Origin of the sequence: Burkholderia sp. AU16482 (assembly GCF_002223285.1) — a bacterium.
Classification (GTDB): Bacteria; Pseudomonadota; Gammaproteobacteria; order Burkholderiales; family Burkholderiaceae; genus Burkholderia; species Burkholderia semiarida.
The window spans coordinates 930,677-946,368 of sequence record NZ_NKEY01000003.1 but is presented as its reverse complement, the minus strand read 5'-3'; the positions used below and the strand labels follow the sequence as shown (position 1 = coordinate 946,368).

The 15,692-nt window shown below is 71.2% G+C and carries 15 protein-coding genes; all 15 read right to left on the bottom strand.

Going from position 1 to position 15,692, the window contains the following annotated elements:
* Nucleotides 1-51 precede the first annotated feature (51 nt).
* The gene (locus CFB35_RS06940; RefSeq protein WP_059575913.1) at nucleotides 52-1,071 is read right to left on the bottom strand and encodes a cyclase family protein; all 1,020 of its coding nucleotides are present in this window, start codon (nucleotides 1,069-1,071) and stop codon (nucleotides 52-54) included.
* Complete coding sequence (locus CFB35_RS06935) at nucleotides 1,068-2,555, bottom strand: MmgE/PrpD family protein (RefSeq protein WP_059575915.1); 1,488 nt, start codon at nucleotides 2,553-2,555, stop codon at nucleotides 1,068-1,070. Before CFB35_RS06935 ends, CFB35_RS06940 begins: the two co-directional genes overlap by 4 nt.
* On the bottom strand, nucleotides 2,552-3,415 hold the full coding sequence (locus CFB35_RS06930) for a CoA ester lyase (RefSeq protein ID WP_089464716.1): 864 nt from the start codon (nucleotides 3,413-3,415) through the stop codon (nucleotides 2,552-2,554). Before CFB35_RS06930 ends, CFB35_RS06935 begins: the two co-directional genes overlap by 4 nt.
* Complete coding sequence (locus CFB35_RS06925) at nucleotides 3,412-4,650, bottom strand: CaiB/BaiF CoA-transferase family protein (protein WP_059575918.1); 1,239 nt, start codon at nucleotides 4,648-4,650, stop codon at nucleotides 3,412-3,414. Before CFB35_RS06925 ends, CFB35_RS06930 begins: the two co-directional genes overlap by 4 nt.
* A gap of 102 nt (nucleotides 4,651-4,752) precedes the next feature.
* Nucleotides 4,753-5,916: a zinc-binding dehydrogenase gene (locus tag CFB35_RS06920; protein WP_059575974.1), complete on the bottom strand. Its 1,164-nt coding sequence runs from the start codon at nucleotides 5,914-5,916 to the stop codon at nucleotides 4,753-4,755.
* Between the two features lie 58 nt (nucleotides 5,917-5,974).
* Entirely contained in the window at nucleotides 5,975-6,562 is a 588-nt protein-coding gene (locus CFB35_RS06915; RefSeq protein ID WP_059575920.1) for a hydrolase, read from the bottom strand.
* Nucleotides 6,563-6,571: 9 nt separating this feature from the next.
* On the bottom strand, nucleotides 6,572-8,074 hold the full coding sequence (locus CFB35_RS06910; protein ID WP_059575922.1) for an MFS transporter: 1,503 nt from the start codon (nucleotides 8,072-8,074) through the stop codon (nucleotides 6,572-6,574).
* A 470-nt stretch (nucleotides 8,075-8,544) separates the two neighbouring features.
* Nucleotides 8,545-9,291, bottom strand: a complete 747-nt coding sequence (locus tag CFB35_RS06905; RefSeq protein ID WP_059575924.1) for a glucose 1-dehydrogenase — start codon at nucleotides 9,289-9,291, stop codon at nucleotides 8,545-8,547.
* A gap of 192 nt (nucleotides 9,292-9,483) precedes the next feature.
* Nucleotides 9,484-10,188, bottom strand: a complete 705-nt coding sequence (locus CFB35_RS06900; RefSeq protein ID WP_059575926.1) for an ABC transporter ATP-binding protein — start codon at nucleotides 10,186-10,188, stop codon at nucleotides 9,484-9,486.
* Nucleotides 10,185-10,937 (bottom strand): ABC transporter ATP-binding protein, encoded by a 753-nt coding sequence (locus CFB35_RS06895; protein ID WP_059575976.1) that lies wholly within the window; start codon nucleotides 10,935-10,937, stop codon nucleotides 10,185-10,187. Before CFB35_RS06895 ends, CFB35_RS06900 begins: the two co-directional genes overlap by 4 nt.
* Nucleotides 10,934-12,163 (bottom strand): branched-chain amino acid ABC transporter permease, encoded by a 1,230-nt coding sequence (locus CFB35_RS06890; RefSeq protein WP_059575928.1) that lies wholly within the window; start codon nucleotides 12,161-12,163, stop codon nucleotides 10,934-10,936. The genes CFB35_RS06895 and CFB35_RS06890 overlap by 4 nt, the downstream gene beginning before the upstream one ends.
* Nucleotides 12,156-13,091 (bottom strand): branched-chain amino acid ABC transporter permease, encoded by a 936-nt coding sequence (locus tag CFB35_RS06885; RefSeq protein ID WP_059575930.1) that lies wholly within the window; start codon nucleotides 13,089-13,091, stop codon nucleotides 12,156-12,158. The genes CFB35_RS06890 and CFB35_RS06885 overlap by 8 nt, the downstream gene beginning before the upstream one ends.
* Nucleotides 13,092-13,100: 9 nt before the next feature.
* The gene (locus CFB35_RS06880) at nucleotides 13,101-13,538 is read right to left on the bottom strand and encodes a thioesterase family protein (protein ID WP_027787751.1); all 438 of its coding nucleotides are present in this window, start codon (nucleotides 13,536-13,538) and stop codon (nucleotides 13,101-13,103) included.
* A 166-nt stretch (nucleotides 13,539-13,704) separates the two neighbouring features.
* Nucleotides 13,705-14,241, bottom strand: a complete 537-nt coding sequence (locus tag CFB35_RS06875; RefSeq protein ID WP_059575932.1) for an NUDIX domain-containing protein — start codon at nucleotides 14,239-14,241, stop codon at nucleotides 13,705-13,707.
* Between the two features lie 121 nt (nucleotides 14,242-14,362).
* Entirely contained in the window at nucleotides 14,363-15,634 is a 1,272-nt protein-coding gene (locus CFB35_RS06870) for a YbfB/YjiJ family MFS transporter (RefSeq protein WP_059575934.1), read from the bottom strand.
* Nucleotides 15,635-15,692: the final 58 nt, after the last annotated feature.

The window sequence follows — 15,692 nt, the reverse complement described above, 5'->3', positions numbered from 1 at the left end:
TGGAAACGGTTCCCCCCGGCCGGGCGCGCGCCGGCGCCCGCGGCCTGCGCGTCAAATGGTCGCGACCGGGTTCACCGGCGCACCGACCAGCCCCCGGATATGCAACGGCGGCGCGGTCAGCAGGAACCGGTTTCGCCGATGCGCGCGCAGCCAGTTCGCGAGCGGCGTCAGGTGCCACAGCTCACCGAGGTGGATGCCGAGCTTGAACAGGCACAGCTCGTGCAGCGGCATCAGCGCCCCCGGCCGCGCGAGCGGCTGCGCATGCTGCGGCCGCTCCTCGATCGCGTGGTTGTCGGCCACGAGCGCCGCGAGCCGCGACTCGTCGATCCACTGCAGCAGCCGGGCGTCGCTGCTGTCCAGCACGCACGCGCTCGCGACGGTCGCGGGCGAACCGTGCTCGTCGTTCAGCAGCAGATCGGCGAAACCGGTGTGAATGCAGACGATGTCGCCCTGCTCGACGTGCACGTCGTCCGCTTCCATCACGCGCATCAGTTGCGCGTAGCCCACTTTCGTGCGGGCGTCGCCGAAGTGATGCCGCAGGTCGATCAGCACGCCGCGCCCCTGCACGCCGGTGCGCGCCATCACCTCGATGCCGAGCGCGCGCGCGCCGCCGGTGGCGTCGCCCTCCTGCGGCACCCGCAGATGCTCGCCCATCCGGAAGCCGTTGTAGAACACGATTTCGGGTACGCCGTCGTCGTCCGCGTCGAATACGCCGCCGACGTGCGCGAGACCGTCCCATTGCGTCGAGAACTGCGAATGCATGCAGAACGAATCGTCGCAGACGACGTCCGTGGCGTTCGCCACCTGTTCGTCGGCGCGATAACCGAAGTACGGCTTGCCGCCGAGCAGCGCCGGCATGATCGCGGGCGGCCGACGGCGCGCGTTCAGCCCGCCGCCGCGCGGCACGTCGAGCGGCAGGCTCAGCGAGAACGACAGGCCTTCGCGCACCTCGGCGACGCCCTGCCGCACCTTGTCCGGCGTCAGCCAGTTCAACCGTCCCTGCTGATCGTCCGGGCCGAAATCGCCCCAGTTCGAGCCCGGCGGCCGCTTCTTCCAGCGTGGTGCGTTCAAGATGGCTCTCCTCCTTTCCGGTTCGGATGCACGTCGGACGTCAACGCCGCCAGCGCATCCAGCGGCGTGTCGTCGACGAGCGCCTGCACCGCGTCGCGCAGCTCGAGCGCACGCGGCGTGCCGATCGTCGAACTCGCGGCGAGCACGAACTTCGCGACGAGTTCCTGTTCGGTCAGCGGCCGCGAACGGGTGCCCTTGCTCGACTCGACGCGCGCCTCGCGCGTCTGCCCGTCGCGCAGCGTCACGCGCAGCACGGCAGGCAGGCTGTGCGGGAACCGCGCGTCGCACCACGGATCGGCGACGCAGCGCACCTTCGCGGCCAGCGCGCGGCGCGCGGGGTCCCGCACGAGCGCATCGTCGAAATCGTCGAACCAGACGCCGAGCCCGCCCCCGCCGAGCAGCGCGGCCGCGATCGTGTACGGCCCCGAGAACGCGGCCGCGTAACCGTTCGGCGGGCTGGCCTTCAATTCGGCAGGCTCGCCGATCGTGCGCAGCGTCGACGTCGCGACCCGCAGTTCGGCCGACACCACGTCGTCGGCCGTCACGCCCTGCGCCTTCAGTTGCAGCGCCGCGTCGATGCCCGGATGCGTGAAGTGGTTGCACGGATACGGCTTGAAGATGATCCGGCTCGTCTCCCAGTCGTCACCGAGGCCGCGCAGCACCGCGTCGACGTCGGCCAGCTCGCCGCACCATGCGTGAAAGAAGCCGAAGCGGCCTTCGAGCGCGGTCGGCGGCGCGGTCACGCCCGCATCCGCCAGTTCCGCCGCGCTCACGCCCGCATGCGCGGCCCAGCCGCAGTGAATCCGCTTCACGGAGCCGCCGGTGCGGTTCGCCTCGAGCAGGCCCGCGCCCATGCTCGCGGCAATCCCGAGCGCCGCGGCGATCCGCGCGGCGTCGAGCCCGAGCAGCATCGCCGCGGCCGCGGCCGCGCCCACTGTCCCGCAGATCGACGTCGCGTGCTGGCCGCGCTCGAAGAACACCGAATTGCCGAGCCGCTCGTTGTAGGCCGCCACGCCGAGCCGGATGCAGATCTCGGTGCCGACCGTGATCGCATCGAGCAGCGCTGCGCCCGATGCACCGCTCGCCTGCGCGGCGGCGAGCGCGGCCGGAATCACCGACGCGCTCGGATGCAGCACCGACAGCATGTGCGAGTCGTCGAAATCCATCGCATGCGCGAGCGTGCCGTTGACGAGCGCGGCGCTCGCGGCCGGCAGCCGGTCGGCCGCGCCGATCACGCTCGCGCGGCCGTGCCCGCCCCAGCGCCGCGCGACCTGCAGCACGGACTGCGCGACGGGTTCGTCGTGCGCGATCAGGCTGTTGCCGACGAGGTCGAGCACGCGGGCGGCGGCCTCCACGCGCAGCGTGCGATCGAGCCCGTCGACGCGCACCGCCGACGCGAAGCGGCCGAGCACGCCGACGATGCCGTCCGGATTCGTGGGCCTGGCGGCGACGGCCGGTGCGGAAAGCGTATCGGGCGCGCTCATGCCGCGACTCCATCGCGCCGCAGGTGGGTCGCCAGCGCCAGCGTCACGCGCGCGTTCGCGATCAGCGGCGGCGCCACCACGCGGCCATCGGGCAGCACGAACACCGACGATTGATCGTCCGCCGCATCGACCGCCTCCAGCACGCGCTCGGCCGCGCGGATTTCCTCGTCCGACGGCGTGAACACCGCGTTGATGACCGGCAGTTGCGACGGATGAATCGCGAAACGGCCGACGAATCCCATCGATTTCGCGCGCAACGTCGATTCCTTCAGGCCGTCGAGATCGCCGAGCGTGTGATAGACCGTCTGGATCGGCCCGTTCAGCCCCGCCGCGCGCGACGCCACCGCGCAGCGCGCGCGGCACACTTCGAGCGTGAAGTTGTCGACGCCGATCCGCAGGTCGGCGCGCAGGTCGCTTTCGCCGAGCCCGATCCGTTCGAGCCGCGGCGACGCGGTCGCGAGCTGATAAGCGGTTTCCACCCCATAGGCGGATTCGATCAGGATCTGGATCCCGGCGTCGCTGCCGAGCGCGTCGAGCCAGCCCGCGACTTCCTGGATATGCGCGGGGAAATCGCATTTCGGCAAACGCAGCGCCTGCAATGCGGGCAACGCGATCGCCTCGACGTCGTCGCGGCACCACGGCGTCCCGATCGGGTTCACGCGTACGTAGGTCGGCTTCGGCGGGCCGCCCGCCAGGATGTCGGCGGCGGCCTTGCGGGCGTCGACCTTGTGGCTCGCCGGCACGGCGTCCTCGAGATCCAGCACGATCGCGTCGGCCTCGCTCGCGTAGGCCTTCTCGACCACCTGCGTCTTGTGCGCGGGCACGTACAGGTAACTGCGGCAGGTTGCACTCGGTTTCAAATCACACCTCGTTCGGTCAGGTCGGCGAGGTCCCGCGATTCCAGGCCCAATGCGCCGAATACTTCATCGTTGTGCGCGCCGCGCGACGGCCCGCCCCAGCGGATCGCGCCGGGGGTGTCGGACAGCCGGAACGGCACGTTGTGCGTGCGGAATGCGCCCAGTTCGGCGTCGGGCACCGATACGATCGAGCCGAGCGCCGCGTACTGCGGATCGCGCAGCACGTCGGCGACGTCGTAGATCGGCGCGACGGCCGCCTCCGCGCGCTCGAACGCGTCGATCACCTCGTCGCGCGTGCGCTGCCCGATCCAGCCGCCGACCGCCGCGTCGAGCTCGTCCGCATGCTTCGCGCGCTCGACGCCGCTCGCGAACCACGGCTGGTCGATCAGGTCCGCGCGGCCGACGAGCCGCATCACGCGCTCGGCGATGCTGTGCGCCGACGTCGACAGCGCGACCCACTTGCCGTCCGACGTGCGATACACGCCGCGCGGCGCGTTGTTCGGCGAGCGGTTGCCGGCGCGCTCGGGCACGCGCCCCGTCTGGTCGTAGCTCGCGACCTGCGCGCCCATCGCCGCGAGCATCGTCTCGATGATCGCGAGATCGACCACCTGTCCGCGTCCGGTGCGTTCGCGCGCCTTCAGCGCCGTCATGATCGCGAACGCGGCGGTGAGCCCCGCCACCGTGTCCGCGAGCGGAAACGACGGCAGCAGCGGCGGCCCGTCCGCCTCGCCGGTGGCGGCCGCCAGCCCGCTCATCGCCTCCGCGAGCGTGCCGAAACCGGGGCGGCGCGCATACGGGCCGAACTGGCCGAACCCCGTCACCCGCACCAGCACGAGCCGCGGATTGATCGCGGACAACACGTCGTAGCCGAGCCCCCAGCGCTCCAGCGTGCCGGGCCGGAAATTCTCGACCACCACGTCGGCCTGCGCGGCCAGCTCGCGAAAGATCCGCTGGCCGTCGGCCGTGCCGAGATTCAGCGTGACCGCCCGCTTGTTGCGCGCGACCACCTTCCACCACAACGGCACGTCGTCGCGACGCGCGCCGTACTTGCGCGCCGGATCGCCCGTCGGGTGTTCCACCTTGATCACGTCGGCGCCGTAGTCGGCGAGCATCGTCGCCGCGAGCGGGCCGGCAAACAGCGTCGCGGCGTCGATCACGCGAATGCCGCCGAGCGGCGCGCGGCTGGAGGTGTCCGACGCCGTGCCGGCGTCGACCTCCCCGGTTTCCACAGAGGCCATGGCGTTCTCCTGCCAGATAGGTTGCACGGCGCGCCATGCACCGCCATCGTTTGCATTACTAATCATCATGCAACGATGCAGGCATGGCGCGCGGCCGGCGGCTCAGACCGCGTTGATCCGATAGATCGGGAAATACGTCTCGATCTTTCCGTTCAGGTAATCGGACGCAAGCTTCGGCACGTCGTCGAAATCGAATATTTCGGTCGGTTCCTGGCCGATCCAGCCGGTCGACTCCTGGAAGTCGCGGATCGTGATGCTGTCGTCGTAGCGCCACGCGTGCGTGTGGATGTGCAGGCGGCGGTTGATGCATTCCGTCGCGCGCAGGTTCCACAGGCGCATCCCGGTTTTCCAGCCGACCGTCGCGACGATGCCGGTGCGGCCCGTCACGCGCATCGTCGCGCGATACAGCGCGCCGCCGAGATTGTCGAGGAAGATCGCGACGCCGCGGCCGCCGCTCAGCTCGGCGATCGTCTCGGCGAAGACGCGCTCCGACTCGCGGTAGCGTGCCTGGTAGTCCGGATCGGCCCGGTAGCGCGCCTCGTCGTACGCGAGATCCGGAAACTTGCGGCGGTCGACCGGCGTGATGCCGAGCTTCGCGAGATCCTCGAGGCGACGGTCGTTGCTCGCGGTCATCGCGACGCGAAAGCCTTCGCGCTTCGCGAGCTGCAGCTCGGCCAGCGTCGTGCCGCCGCCCCAGCCGAACACCAGATAGTCGGCCGGATCGACGTCCGGCAGTTGCGAGCGCCAGCACGTCGACGCGACCTTCCAGTTGTCCCACGCGGTGAAGTAGCGGCCGTAGGTCGCCCATTGCAGCAGCGAGTGGCGGCTGTCGGTCGGCACCGGCACCAGGTTGTCGGCGCGCATCTTGGTGCGTTGCGCCATCACGCCGATCGTGCCGGGCGCGTCGTACGCGTAGACGAGCTCGGCGAATCCGTATTCGTCGCGCTTGCCGAACGGCATCACCATGCAGATCTCGCCGTCCTTCAGCGCGTGGACCGCGCGACCGCGCTCCACGACGCGCACCAGCGCGCCGTTGCCCAGCACGATCTTGTCCTCGCGGCGCTGGCGGCAGATGTCGACCGGGTTGCGCGACAGCGCGTGGTCGAGGTTCGCTTCCCACGATCCGTACAGCGGCTCGACGAGCACCTCGTCGGCTTCGAGCGGGGAAAATTCGAAGGTTTCGCGGCGCAGCTCGCCCGCGACGGGCGGCTGCTGGCGGGTCGGTTCCGGGCCCGCGTAGAGAACCCATGCATCGGTCTTGATCATCGTCATTCCTCGGTAAACGACTGGTATGTGAAAAAGCGCGCCGAACGAATCGCCGGCTTCAGCGCGACTGCGCCTGCTCGAGTGCCGCCTCCACGTCCGCCGCCGCGGCGACCTGCCCGAGCTTCGGGAAGATCTGGGTCAGCGCGAACGTCTGCGCATCGGCCGACGACGTGCTGACCGCATCGCTCACGATCACGACGTTGTAGTTGTTTTCGTATGCCTGGCGCGCGGTCGATTCCACGCCGATGTTGGTCGCGATGCCGGTCAGCACGACGTCGGTGATGCCGCGGCGACGCAGCTGCACGTCCAGGTCGGTGCCGGTGAACGCGCCCCACTGATGCTTCGTCACGACGATGTCGGACGGCGACACGCCGAGCGCCGGCGCGAACGCGCTCCATTCGGGATCGAGATTCGGCGGCTGCGACGGCGCATCCGTCTTCACCTTCAGCGCCACGCCGCCGTCCGGCAGGTAGCTCGTGTGCACGTAGATGACGGGCAGCCCCCGCGCGCGGAAAGCCGCCGCCAGCCCGACCGTCTTCGCGACGACCTGCGCGCCGGTATAAGGCGTGACCGGCAGCGCGACGATGCCGTTCTGCAGATCGATGGCGACGAGCGCGGCGGTGCGATTGAGCGTCGGAATGGACATGTATCACCCTCACTTTTGTTGTGGAACGGAAGAAACGGCGGCGTCGAGGTGCCGGCTCGATACGGCATTGAGCAACAGCAGCACGCTGATCACCGCCAGGACGACGGCAAGCGCGCGCAGGCCGCGGTCGCTCGCCGGATGGCCGAGCGCGAGACCGACGAGCGCGAACGACAGGCTGCCGCCGACGTACTGCGCGGTGCGGTACAGGCCGGACGCCGTACCGATCCGGCCGTGCGGCGTGCTCTGGTAGAGCGTGGCCTGATTGCCGAGATTGTTGAAACCATTAGGAATACCGAACACAACCGACAGCACAACGATCGCCGCGATCGGCAGGCTGCTCGTCAGCTGGCTCATCACGACGCTGCCGATGCAGAGCAGCGCGGAACCGATGACGAGCACGGGGCGCGCGCCGTGGCGGTGCACGATGCGGGTGGCGAGCATCGTCGTGACCGTGCCGATGCCGGCGACCGGCAGCATCACGAGGCCGGCGTCGGCGGCCGACAGTCCCCTCGCCTCCTGCAGCCACATCGGCAGCGCATAGAAGATCGCGTAGAACACCGCATAGGTGCCGACGCAGCGCAGATACGTGCCGAGCAGCGGACGGTTGTCGGCCAGCATCCGGATGTCGATCAGCGGCGCCGCGGCCCGGCGTTCGCGGCCGATCAACAGCGGCGCCAGCACGAGCGTCGCGGCCAGCAGCAGCCAATCGGGTTCGCGCGACACCGATTGCAGGAACAGCAGCAGGCTCGCGAGCGTCAGCACGAACAACGCCACGCCCGGCAGATCCAGTTCCGTCAGCGTGGCGCGCAGCGTGGTGCGCGCCTGTGCGTCGCGATAGGCCGGGTCGGCCGGGATCCACAGCCAGGCGAACACGAAGGCGGCCAGCACGATCGGCACGTTGATCCAGAAGATCGCGCGCCAGCCGGCGAACTGCACCAGCGCACCGCCGAGCGGCGGGCCGAACGCGACGGCCACCTGCGCCGCGATCGAGATCGCGCCGAGCCCGCCCGTCGGCGTCGCGCCGTTCGCATGCCGCTGCGACCACGCGCGGATCATCGCCATGCCGGCCGGATACGCGGCCGACGTGCCGATGCCGAGCGCGACGCGCGAGGCGACCAGCCAGCCGAGCGTCGGCGCGAACGGCGCGAGCGACGACGCGAACAGCACGATCGCAAGGCCGATGCAGAAGATCCGCTTCGCGCCGAAGCGATCGGCGAGGCGCCCCATCGTCGGCTGGCCGGCGGCCGTCGCCAGATACAGCCCCGACACGAGCCACAGCGTATCGATGCGCGCGTGCGCGGCGTCGGCCGGCGCGAACGCCTGCTGGATGCTCACGAGCGCGACCGCGATCATCGACGAATTCAGCGCGTTGAGCAGCGTGCCGAGCACGATCGGGCCCACCAGCTTCGCCGGCAGGCGCAGGCCTGCGTCGCGTCGGTCGCCGCCGCCTTCGGGCGCGCGGCCGGCGGTCGCACGTGGCGCGCGGCCGGATCGATCGTGAGTCGTTTTCATGGCGTCTTCGCGTGATGAATGGGCATCGGTCGGTGAATATCGAACGTGCGTTCACCATACCGCTCCAATCGCCGCGAATGAAATGGATTGTTGCGATGCAAACATTCGCAACTTGAATGGGGAATGTGCGCGGCACGCATGCGAGCGGCATACGACGAGCCGATCGCGCACGGCGGCATGCGCCCGTCAGCCTTGCGTGACAGGCATATGCGCAGCATTTGGGAGGATGGTTTCGGTCGGCGCGGCGCGCAGCGCGCAGCGTCACCGCGCGCGCCGCATGACGGTTTTATGCCGCGCCGCGACACGGGATCAGAGGGGGGACTCTACCGGGATCGCATACGTGCCGTTCGTGCAGCGAATGCGAAGGCTGCGTCGCAATGGACGACACGCCGCGCGATCTGCCGAAGCAGACTCGACGCAGCGTGCGGGGATTTCGCTACCGCCGCGGTCCGGGCGGCGGCACGGTCCGGTCAGCGCAGCCCGCCGCTCGCGACGAGGCGCTCGCCGGTCAGCCAGCGTGCATCGTCCGACGCGAGGAACACGGCGACCGACGCGATGTCGTTCGGCTCGCCGAGGCGGCCGAGCGGCGTCTGGCCGAGCACTTGCGTTTCAAGCTCGGAGCCGATGATGCCCGCGCTGTGCGTGCCCTCGGTCACGACCATCCCCGGGTTGATCGCGTTCACGCGGATCTTGCGCGGCGCGAGCTCGAGCGCGAGCACGCCGGTGATCGCGTCGACCGCGCCCTTCGTGCCGCTGTATACGGCGCTGGCCGGCGGCGTGATGCTGGTCACGACCGAGCTGATGTTGATGATGCTCGCGCCTTCGCCGAGATGCTTGGCGGCCGCCTGCGTCGTCAGCAGTACGCCGAACACGTTCGTGTCGAACTGCCGGCGATAGTGTTCTTCGGTGATCGCTTCGATCGGCGCGAATTCGTACACGCCGGAATTGTTGACGACCACGTCGAGACGGCCATACGTGTCGATCGCGGTATCGACGATGCGTTGCACGTCGGCCGCCTTCGACACGTCGCCGCCGACGGCGACCGCGCGGCCGCCCGCTTCGGTGATCGCGCTCACGACCGCATCCGCGCCCGCCTTGCTGCTCGCGTAGTTGACGACGACCGCCGCGCCTGCGTCGGCCAGTGCCTTCGCGATGGCCGCGCCGATGCCCTTCGATGCGCCCGTGACGATCGCGACCTTGCCTGCCAGCTTGCTCATGATTTCATTCCTCAGTCAGAAGACCTTCGATGGATGGCGCCGGTCGCCGCGACGATGCGTCGATGCATCGATGCATCGATGCGTTGCGATGGCGACCGGCCTGATTGGCAATTTACGTTGCCGCACCGCAGCGATAAAGCGGCTCGACGCGAATTGACTGGCGGAGTTTGCCGAACAATCGACCGGGCGCCGTCAGCCCGCGCTCAGCCATGCGTGGATGACCTCGTCGTCCAGCCCGTCGAGCGCGCCGTCGTAGACGATCCGTCCCCGCCCCATCACCGCGACGCGCCGCGCGAGCCGCGGTGCGAGCTGCAGCCGCTGCTCGATCAGCACGATCGCGACGCCGTCGGCCTGCAGCGCGGCGAGGCACGCGCCGACCTCGCCGACCGCGAGCGGCGCGAGCCCTTCGGCCGGTTCGTCGACGATCAGCACGCGCGGGCCGCCGGCAAGCGCGCGCACCAGCGCGAGCACCTGCTGCTCGCCGCCCGACAGCCGCCCGGCTTTCACGTCCGCGCGCGCGGCCAGCAGCGGAAAACGCTCGAACAGGCGGTCGAGCGCCGTGCGTTCGGCTGCGCCGCTCGCGCCGCGCAAACCGAGCCGCAGGTTGTCGCGCACGCTCAGCAATGGAAACACGTCGCGGCTTTCGGCAACGTAAGCCACGCCGCGCCGCGCGATCTCGAAGGTGCGCGCCCCCGCGCATTCGGCACCGGCGACGCGCACCGAGCCGGCCGTGCGCACAAGCCCCATCACGGCCTTCGCGAGCGTCGAGCGACCCGAGCCGTTGCGGCCGAGCAGCGCGAGCGTCTCGCCCGGCGCCAGCGCGAGATCGACGCCGTCGAGCACGGGCTGCATCCCGTACCACGCGCGCAGCCCGCGAATGTCGAGCACGGCGCTCATGTCGCACCCTCGCCCAGGTACGCGGCACGCACGCGCGCATCGGCGCGGATCGCGTCGGGCGCGCCGGTCGCGACCACCGCGCCGCGCACGAGCACCGTGATGCGCTCGGCGAAACCGAACACCGCGTCCATGTCGTGTTCGATCATCAGCACCGTGCGGCCCTGCGTCGTCGCGCGGATCAACGCGATCATCCGCGCCGCCTGCGCGCGGCTCATGCCGGCCGTCGGCTCGTCGAGCAGCAGCGTCCGCGCGCCGCTCGCGAGCGCGATTCCGAGATCGAGCGCGCGCTGCTCCGCATAGCTCAGTTCGCCGGCCGGCGTGTCGCGCCGCGCGTCGAGGCCGATGTCGTGCAGCACGCGTGCGGCCGCGAGATCGACCGACGCCGATTCGCGCAGCCGGTTCCACCAGCGCCGCCGCTCGGCCGGCGCATGCAGCGCCGCGCAGCGCAGGTTGTCGAATACGCTCAGGCGCGCGAATACGCTCGTCTGCTGGAAACTGCGGCCGATGCCGAGGCGGCTCGCGACGACCGGCCCGCGCCCGCGCAGCTCGACACCGTGCAGCACGACGCGCCCGCGCGTCGGCCGCGTCGCGCCGGCGATCACGCCGAACAGCGTCGACTTGCCCGCGCCGTTCGGCCCGATCAGCGCGTGGCGCTCGCCGGCCGCGATGCTCAGATCGACACCGTCGAGCACGGTCTGCGCGCCGAAGCGCTGCACGACGCCGTGAAGCGTGATCGCGTTGCCGTTCATCGCGCGTCCTCCCGCGCGGCGACCGCCGCGCCGTGCACGAGCCGCGCGCGCCAGCTCCACAGCAGCGTGCCGATGCCGGCAGCCGAAACCACGACGGCCCAGCCGATCGGCGTATCGGCGTCGATGCCCCATGCGCCGAACGCGAGGCGCGCGCCGTCGTCCTGCGCGAAGCGCCATGCATAACCGAGCTCGGCCGCGCAGACGATCGCGACGCTCCAGAACGCGCACGCGGCGACGCCGCACAGCGCGCGCCACCGCTCGACTGCCGGCGCGCCGCGCCGCAGCACCCGCGCGAGCGCCTGTGCAACGCCCGCGATCCCGCCCGGCGCGGCCACGACGATCGCGACGAACAGCACGCCGAGATACAGCGCCCACGCGCGCGACACGCCCGCGACGCCGATACTCAGCGCGGTCAGCACGGCCGCGCCGGCCGCCGGCCCGAAGAATGCGCCGGTGCCGCCGATCACCGCGGCGATCAGCACGGTCGCCGAGCGCGCCATCGACACGCTGTCGGGCGTCGCGATCTCGACGTCGATCAGCGTCAGCGTGCCGGCGATACCCGCGAAGAACGATGCGCAGACAACCATCGCGAGCCGCACGCGACGCGGATCGGTACCGAGCGCCGCGACGCGCGCCGGGTTGTCGCGCACCGCGTTCGCGAGCCGTGCGAGCGGCGTGCGCGTGAGCGCATGCATCGCCCACGCCGACACGACGCACCACGCGGCGATCACCGCATACGCGTGCGCCGGCGCGCCGAAATACCCGTTGCCCCACGGCGCGCCGCCCGCACGGTCGATCGGCACGCCGCCGATCCCGCCGAACCACGCGGGCACGCTCCATGCGGCCGCCGCGACGCATTCGCCGAGCCCGAGCGTGATCATCGCGAACGCGGTGCCGGAACGGCGCGTCGCCAGCAGCCCGGCGACGCACCCGAAGCCCGCGCCGGCCGCGCCGCCGACGAGCGGCAACAGCGGCAGCGGGCCGCCGACGCGATTGAACCAGTGCGCGGCCGCGAACGCGCCGAGGCCCGCGAACGCCGCATGCCCGAACGACAGCAGCCCGGTCGTGCCGAGCTGCAGGTTGTACGACAGCGCGAGCACGACGAGCGCGGCCGTCTGCGCGAGATAGCCGAGCACCGCGCCGTGCGGCCACAGCCACGCGGGCAGCGCGAAGCAGGCGGCGAACAGCGCCCAGCGCGCGCATCTGGCCACTGCGCGGCTACGCATCGGCACGCTCGCCGAACAACCCGCGCGGCCGCGCGACCAGTACCGCGACGAGCAGCAGGTACGGCACGAGCGGCGCCAGTTGCGCGATCGACACGGCGGCCACGCTGTCGGGCAACGCGAGGCCCGTCCATTGCGCGAGGTCGCGCAGCGACGTGTCGCTCGCGGCCGCGAAGGTCTGCGCGAAGCCGACCGCGAGCGACGCGACGAACGCGCCGCCGAGCGAGCCGAGCCCGCCGATCACGACGATCGCGAACACGACCGACCCGACGGTCTCGGCCAGCGCCGGTTCGATCACCGCGAGCGGCGCGCCGATCACGCCGGCCAGCGCCGCGAGCGCGGTGCCCGCGCCGAACAGCGCCGTCATCACGCGCGGCACGTCGTAGCCGAGCGCCTCGACCGCGGCGCGATGCGTGAGCGCCGCGCGCACGACGAGCCCGAGGCGCGACGCGCGCAGCAACACGCCGAGCGCGATCAGCATCGTCGCGGACATCGCCATCATGAACAGCCGGTAACGCGGCAGCGCGAGACCGAACACGTTCGCCGGCGCGCCGTCGAACAGCGGCGGCACGGGCGCCGGCAGCGGCGCGAGGCCCCACGCGAGTTTCGCGCCCTCGCCGATCAGGTACGCGAGCCCGAAGGTCAGCAGCAGTTCGCTCGTATGGCCGCGCGCCTGCACGCGGCGCAGCAGCACGCGCTCGCAGCCGGCGCCGAGCAGCCCGACCGCCAGCGGCGCCAGCACGAGCGCGGGCCAGAAGCCCGCATGGGCCGCGATGCCGTAGCCGACGTACGCACCGAGCATGTAGAAGCTCGCATGCGCGAAGTTGAGTACGCCCTGCACGCTGAAGATCAACGTGAGGCCGGCCGACAGCATGAACAGCAGCAAGCCGTAGCTGAGGCCGTTGAAGGCCTGGAGCGCGAACGCGTGCACCGCGCGTCGTCAGGCGGCGAGCGGTTCGAGCGCGGCGCGCAGCGCGTCGGGCAGCGGCACCGGGCGGCGCGTGCCGCGATCGACGTACACGTGCACGAAATGCCCCTGCGCGGCGGGCGACGCATCGCCTTGCGCGAACAGCCCGACTTCGTAGCGCACGCTCGACGTGCCGAGCTTCACGACGCGCAGGCCCGCATCGACCGATTGCGGGAACACGAGCGGCGCGAAATAGTTGCACTGCGTCTCGACGACCAGCCCGATCGTCTGCCCGTGCTCGACGTCGAGTACGCCCGCGCGGATCAGGTACTCGTTCACGACGGTGTCGAAGTAGCTGTAATAGACGACGTTGTTCACGTGCCCGTAGACGTCGTTGTCCATCCAGCGGGTCGTGATCGGCAGGAAGTGGCGATAGGCGTCGCGCGGACGGGGCTGCGGCTTGTCGGACATGGCGATGGCGCTCAGGACGATGGAAGCGAAGGGAACGATGCGGACGATGGGGACGACTGGAACGACGCGCGGCGGCCGGAGCACGCGGCGCGCCGGCCAGCAACGCAGCGCCGCGTCGCGATCGCGCGCGGCACGGCGAACGGCGCGCTGCGGGCAGCCCGGCCCGTCACTGCCCCGGCCGGTCGACGAATTCGAAATCGAGGCCGCGCGCGCGCATCCAGTCGGCGAGCGCGACGCCCGTGCCGGCGCGCCACGGGCGCAGCAGCGGCGGATCGACGAGCTTGTATTCGAGCAGTTCAGGCGACAGCGATACCGTGCCCGACGCCCGCACGTGGTACGCGATGATCAGCTCGTTCTTGCGGATGAATTCGTACACGCCGACGAGCGATACCTGCTCGGCCTTCAGCGCGGTTTCCTCGAACACCTCGCGCGCGATGCCGTCCTCGGGCGTCTCGCCGTTTTCGAGGAAGCCGGTAATCAGCGCGAACATCCCCTCCGGCCACGCCGCGTTGCGCGCGAGCAGGATCTTGCCGTCGAGTTCGACGATCGCGGCGACGACCGGCAGCGGGTTGTTCCAGTGCACGTAGCCGCAGGTATCGTCGGGGCAGGCCTGGCGAATGCGGCCGCCTTCGTGGTCGGGATCGGCCCGCTCGGTCAGCGGGCTCGCGCAGCGCGGGCAAAAACGGTAGTCGGCGGTGGTCATCGATGGGGCATGGCGAGCGCCGGACGGTAGCCTGCAGGCCGCGTCGGGCACCCGCTCGGCGCGGGAAAGGCTTCATTCTAGCGAGTTTGCCCGCGCCGGATACGATCCGGCCCCGCTGGCGTCAGGATGACCGGCGCCCACGTGCGGCGGTCGCCGCGAAACCGGCCGCACCCGCCAGCAGCGCGGCCGCCGCGACCCACAGCGCGGGCGTAAACGACCCGAAGCGCGCGGCCAGCGGCGCCGCGACGAGCGGCCCGAGGATCTGCCCGACGCCATACGACGCGGTCGCGTAGCCCATCAGTCCGGCCGCGCGCTCGCCGTGCAGGCGCCGCGCCTCGCGCATCGCGAACAGCGTGATCGCGGTGAACGGCAGGCCGAGCAGCGCGCTGCCGATCGAGAAACCGGCCGCGTTCGGCCACACGATCCCGGCCGCGATGCCAAGCGCCTGCGTCGCGCAGCCGGCCGCCAGCAGCAGCCGGTTGTCCCAGTGCCCGGGCAGCCGCGCGGCGGTGATCGCGCCGACGATCAGCGCCGCGCCGAACATCGGCCAGAACAGGTCGGGCCACGGCGAGCCGGCCGGCAGCGCGGCGCGCGCGATCACCGGCAGGAACGTCGCGGTGATGATGTAGCCGAAGCCCGGCGCGCCGTACAGCACGACGAGCCACGCGGCGTCCGCGCGACCGCTTCGCGTGCCGGCCGGCGCCGCCGGGGCGGCGGGTGCGCCAGGCGCCGCATGTGACGCGGCGGCCGGCGGCATGGCCTGCGCGCGCGGGGCCGCGGTCGAAGCCGACGCCGCACCGAACGTGCGCCAGATCGCGACCGACAGCACGGCCGACAACGCCGCGAAGCCCAGCCAGCCCACCGCCGCGCGCTGGCCGGCCAGCGCGCTGCCGATCAGCCCGGTCGCCACGATGCCGACGCCCGGCCCCGCGTAGATCACCCCGCTCCATTCCGGCGCATGCAGCTCGGCCAGGCGCCGCAGCCCCCATTGCGACATGAACACGAACGTCCACGCGCTGACGACGCCCGCGACGAAACGTACGACGAGCCACGCCGGCAACCCGTGGCCGACGCCCATCGCCGCGGTCAGCAGCACGGTCGCCGCGAGCCCGAAGCGCACCATCCGCGCGGGCGCGACGCGCAGCGCCGCGCAACTGACCGCGCCGGCGAAGTAGCCCGCGTAGTTCGCCGACGCGAGCCAGCTGCCAGCCTTCAGCCCGATCGAGCCGTCCGCGAGCATCAGCGGCAACAGCGGCGTGAACGCGAAACGGCCGACGCCGAGCACGACGGCCAGGCCGACCATGCAGGCGAGCGCGGCCGCGCGGGCGCGGCGGTCCGCCTGGTCGGACGAAAACGCGCGGGCGGCGGCGGTCGAAGCATCGAAGCGGGACATGGCGGCATGGGCCGGCACGTCGCGCGCCGGCCGATCGGGAATCGGAATGCATCCATCC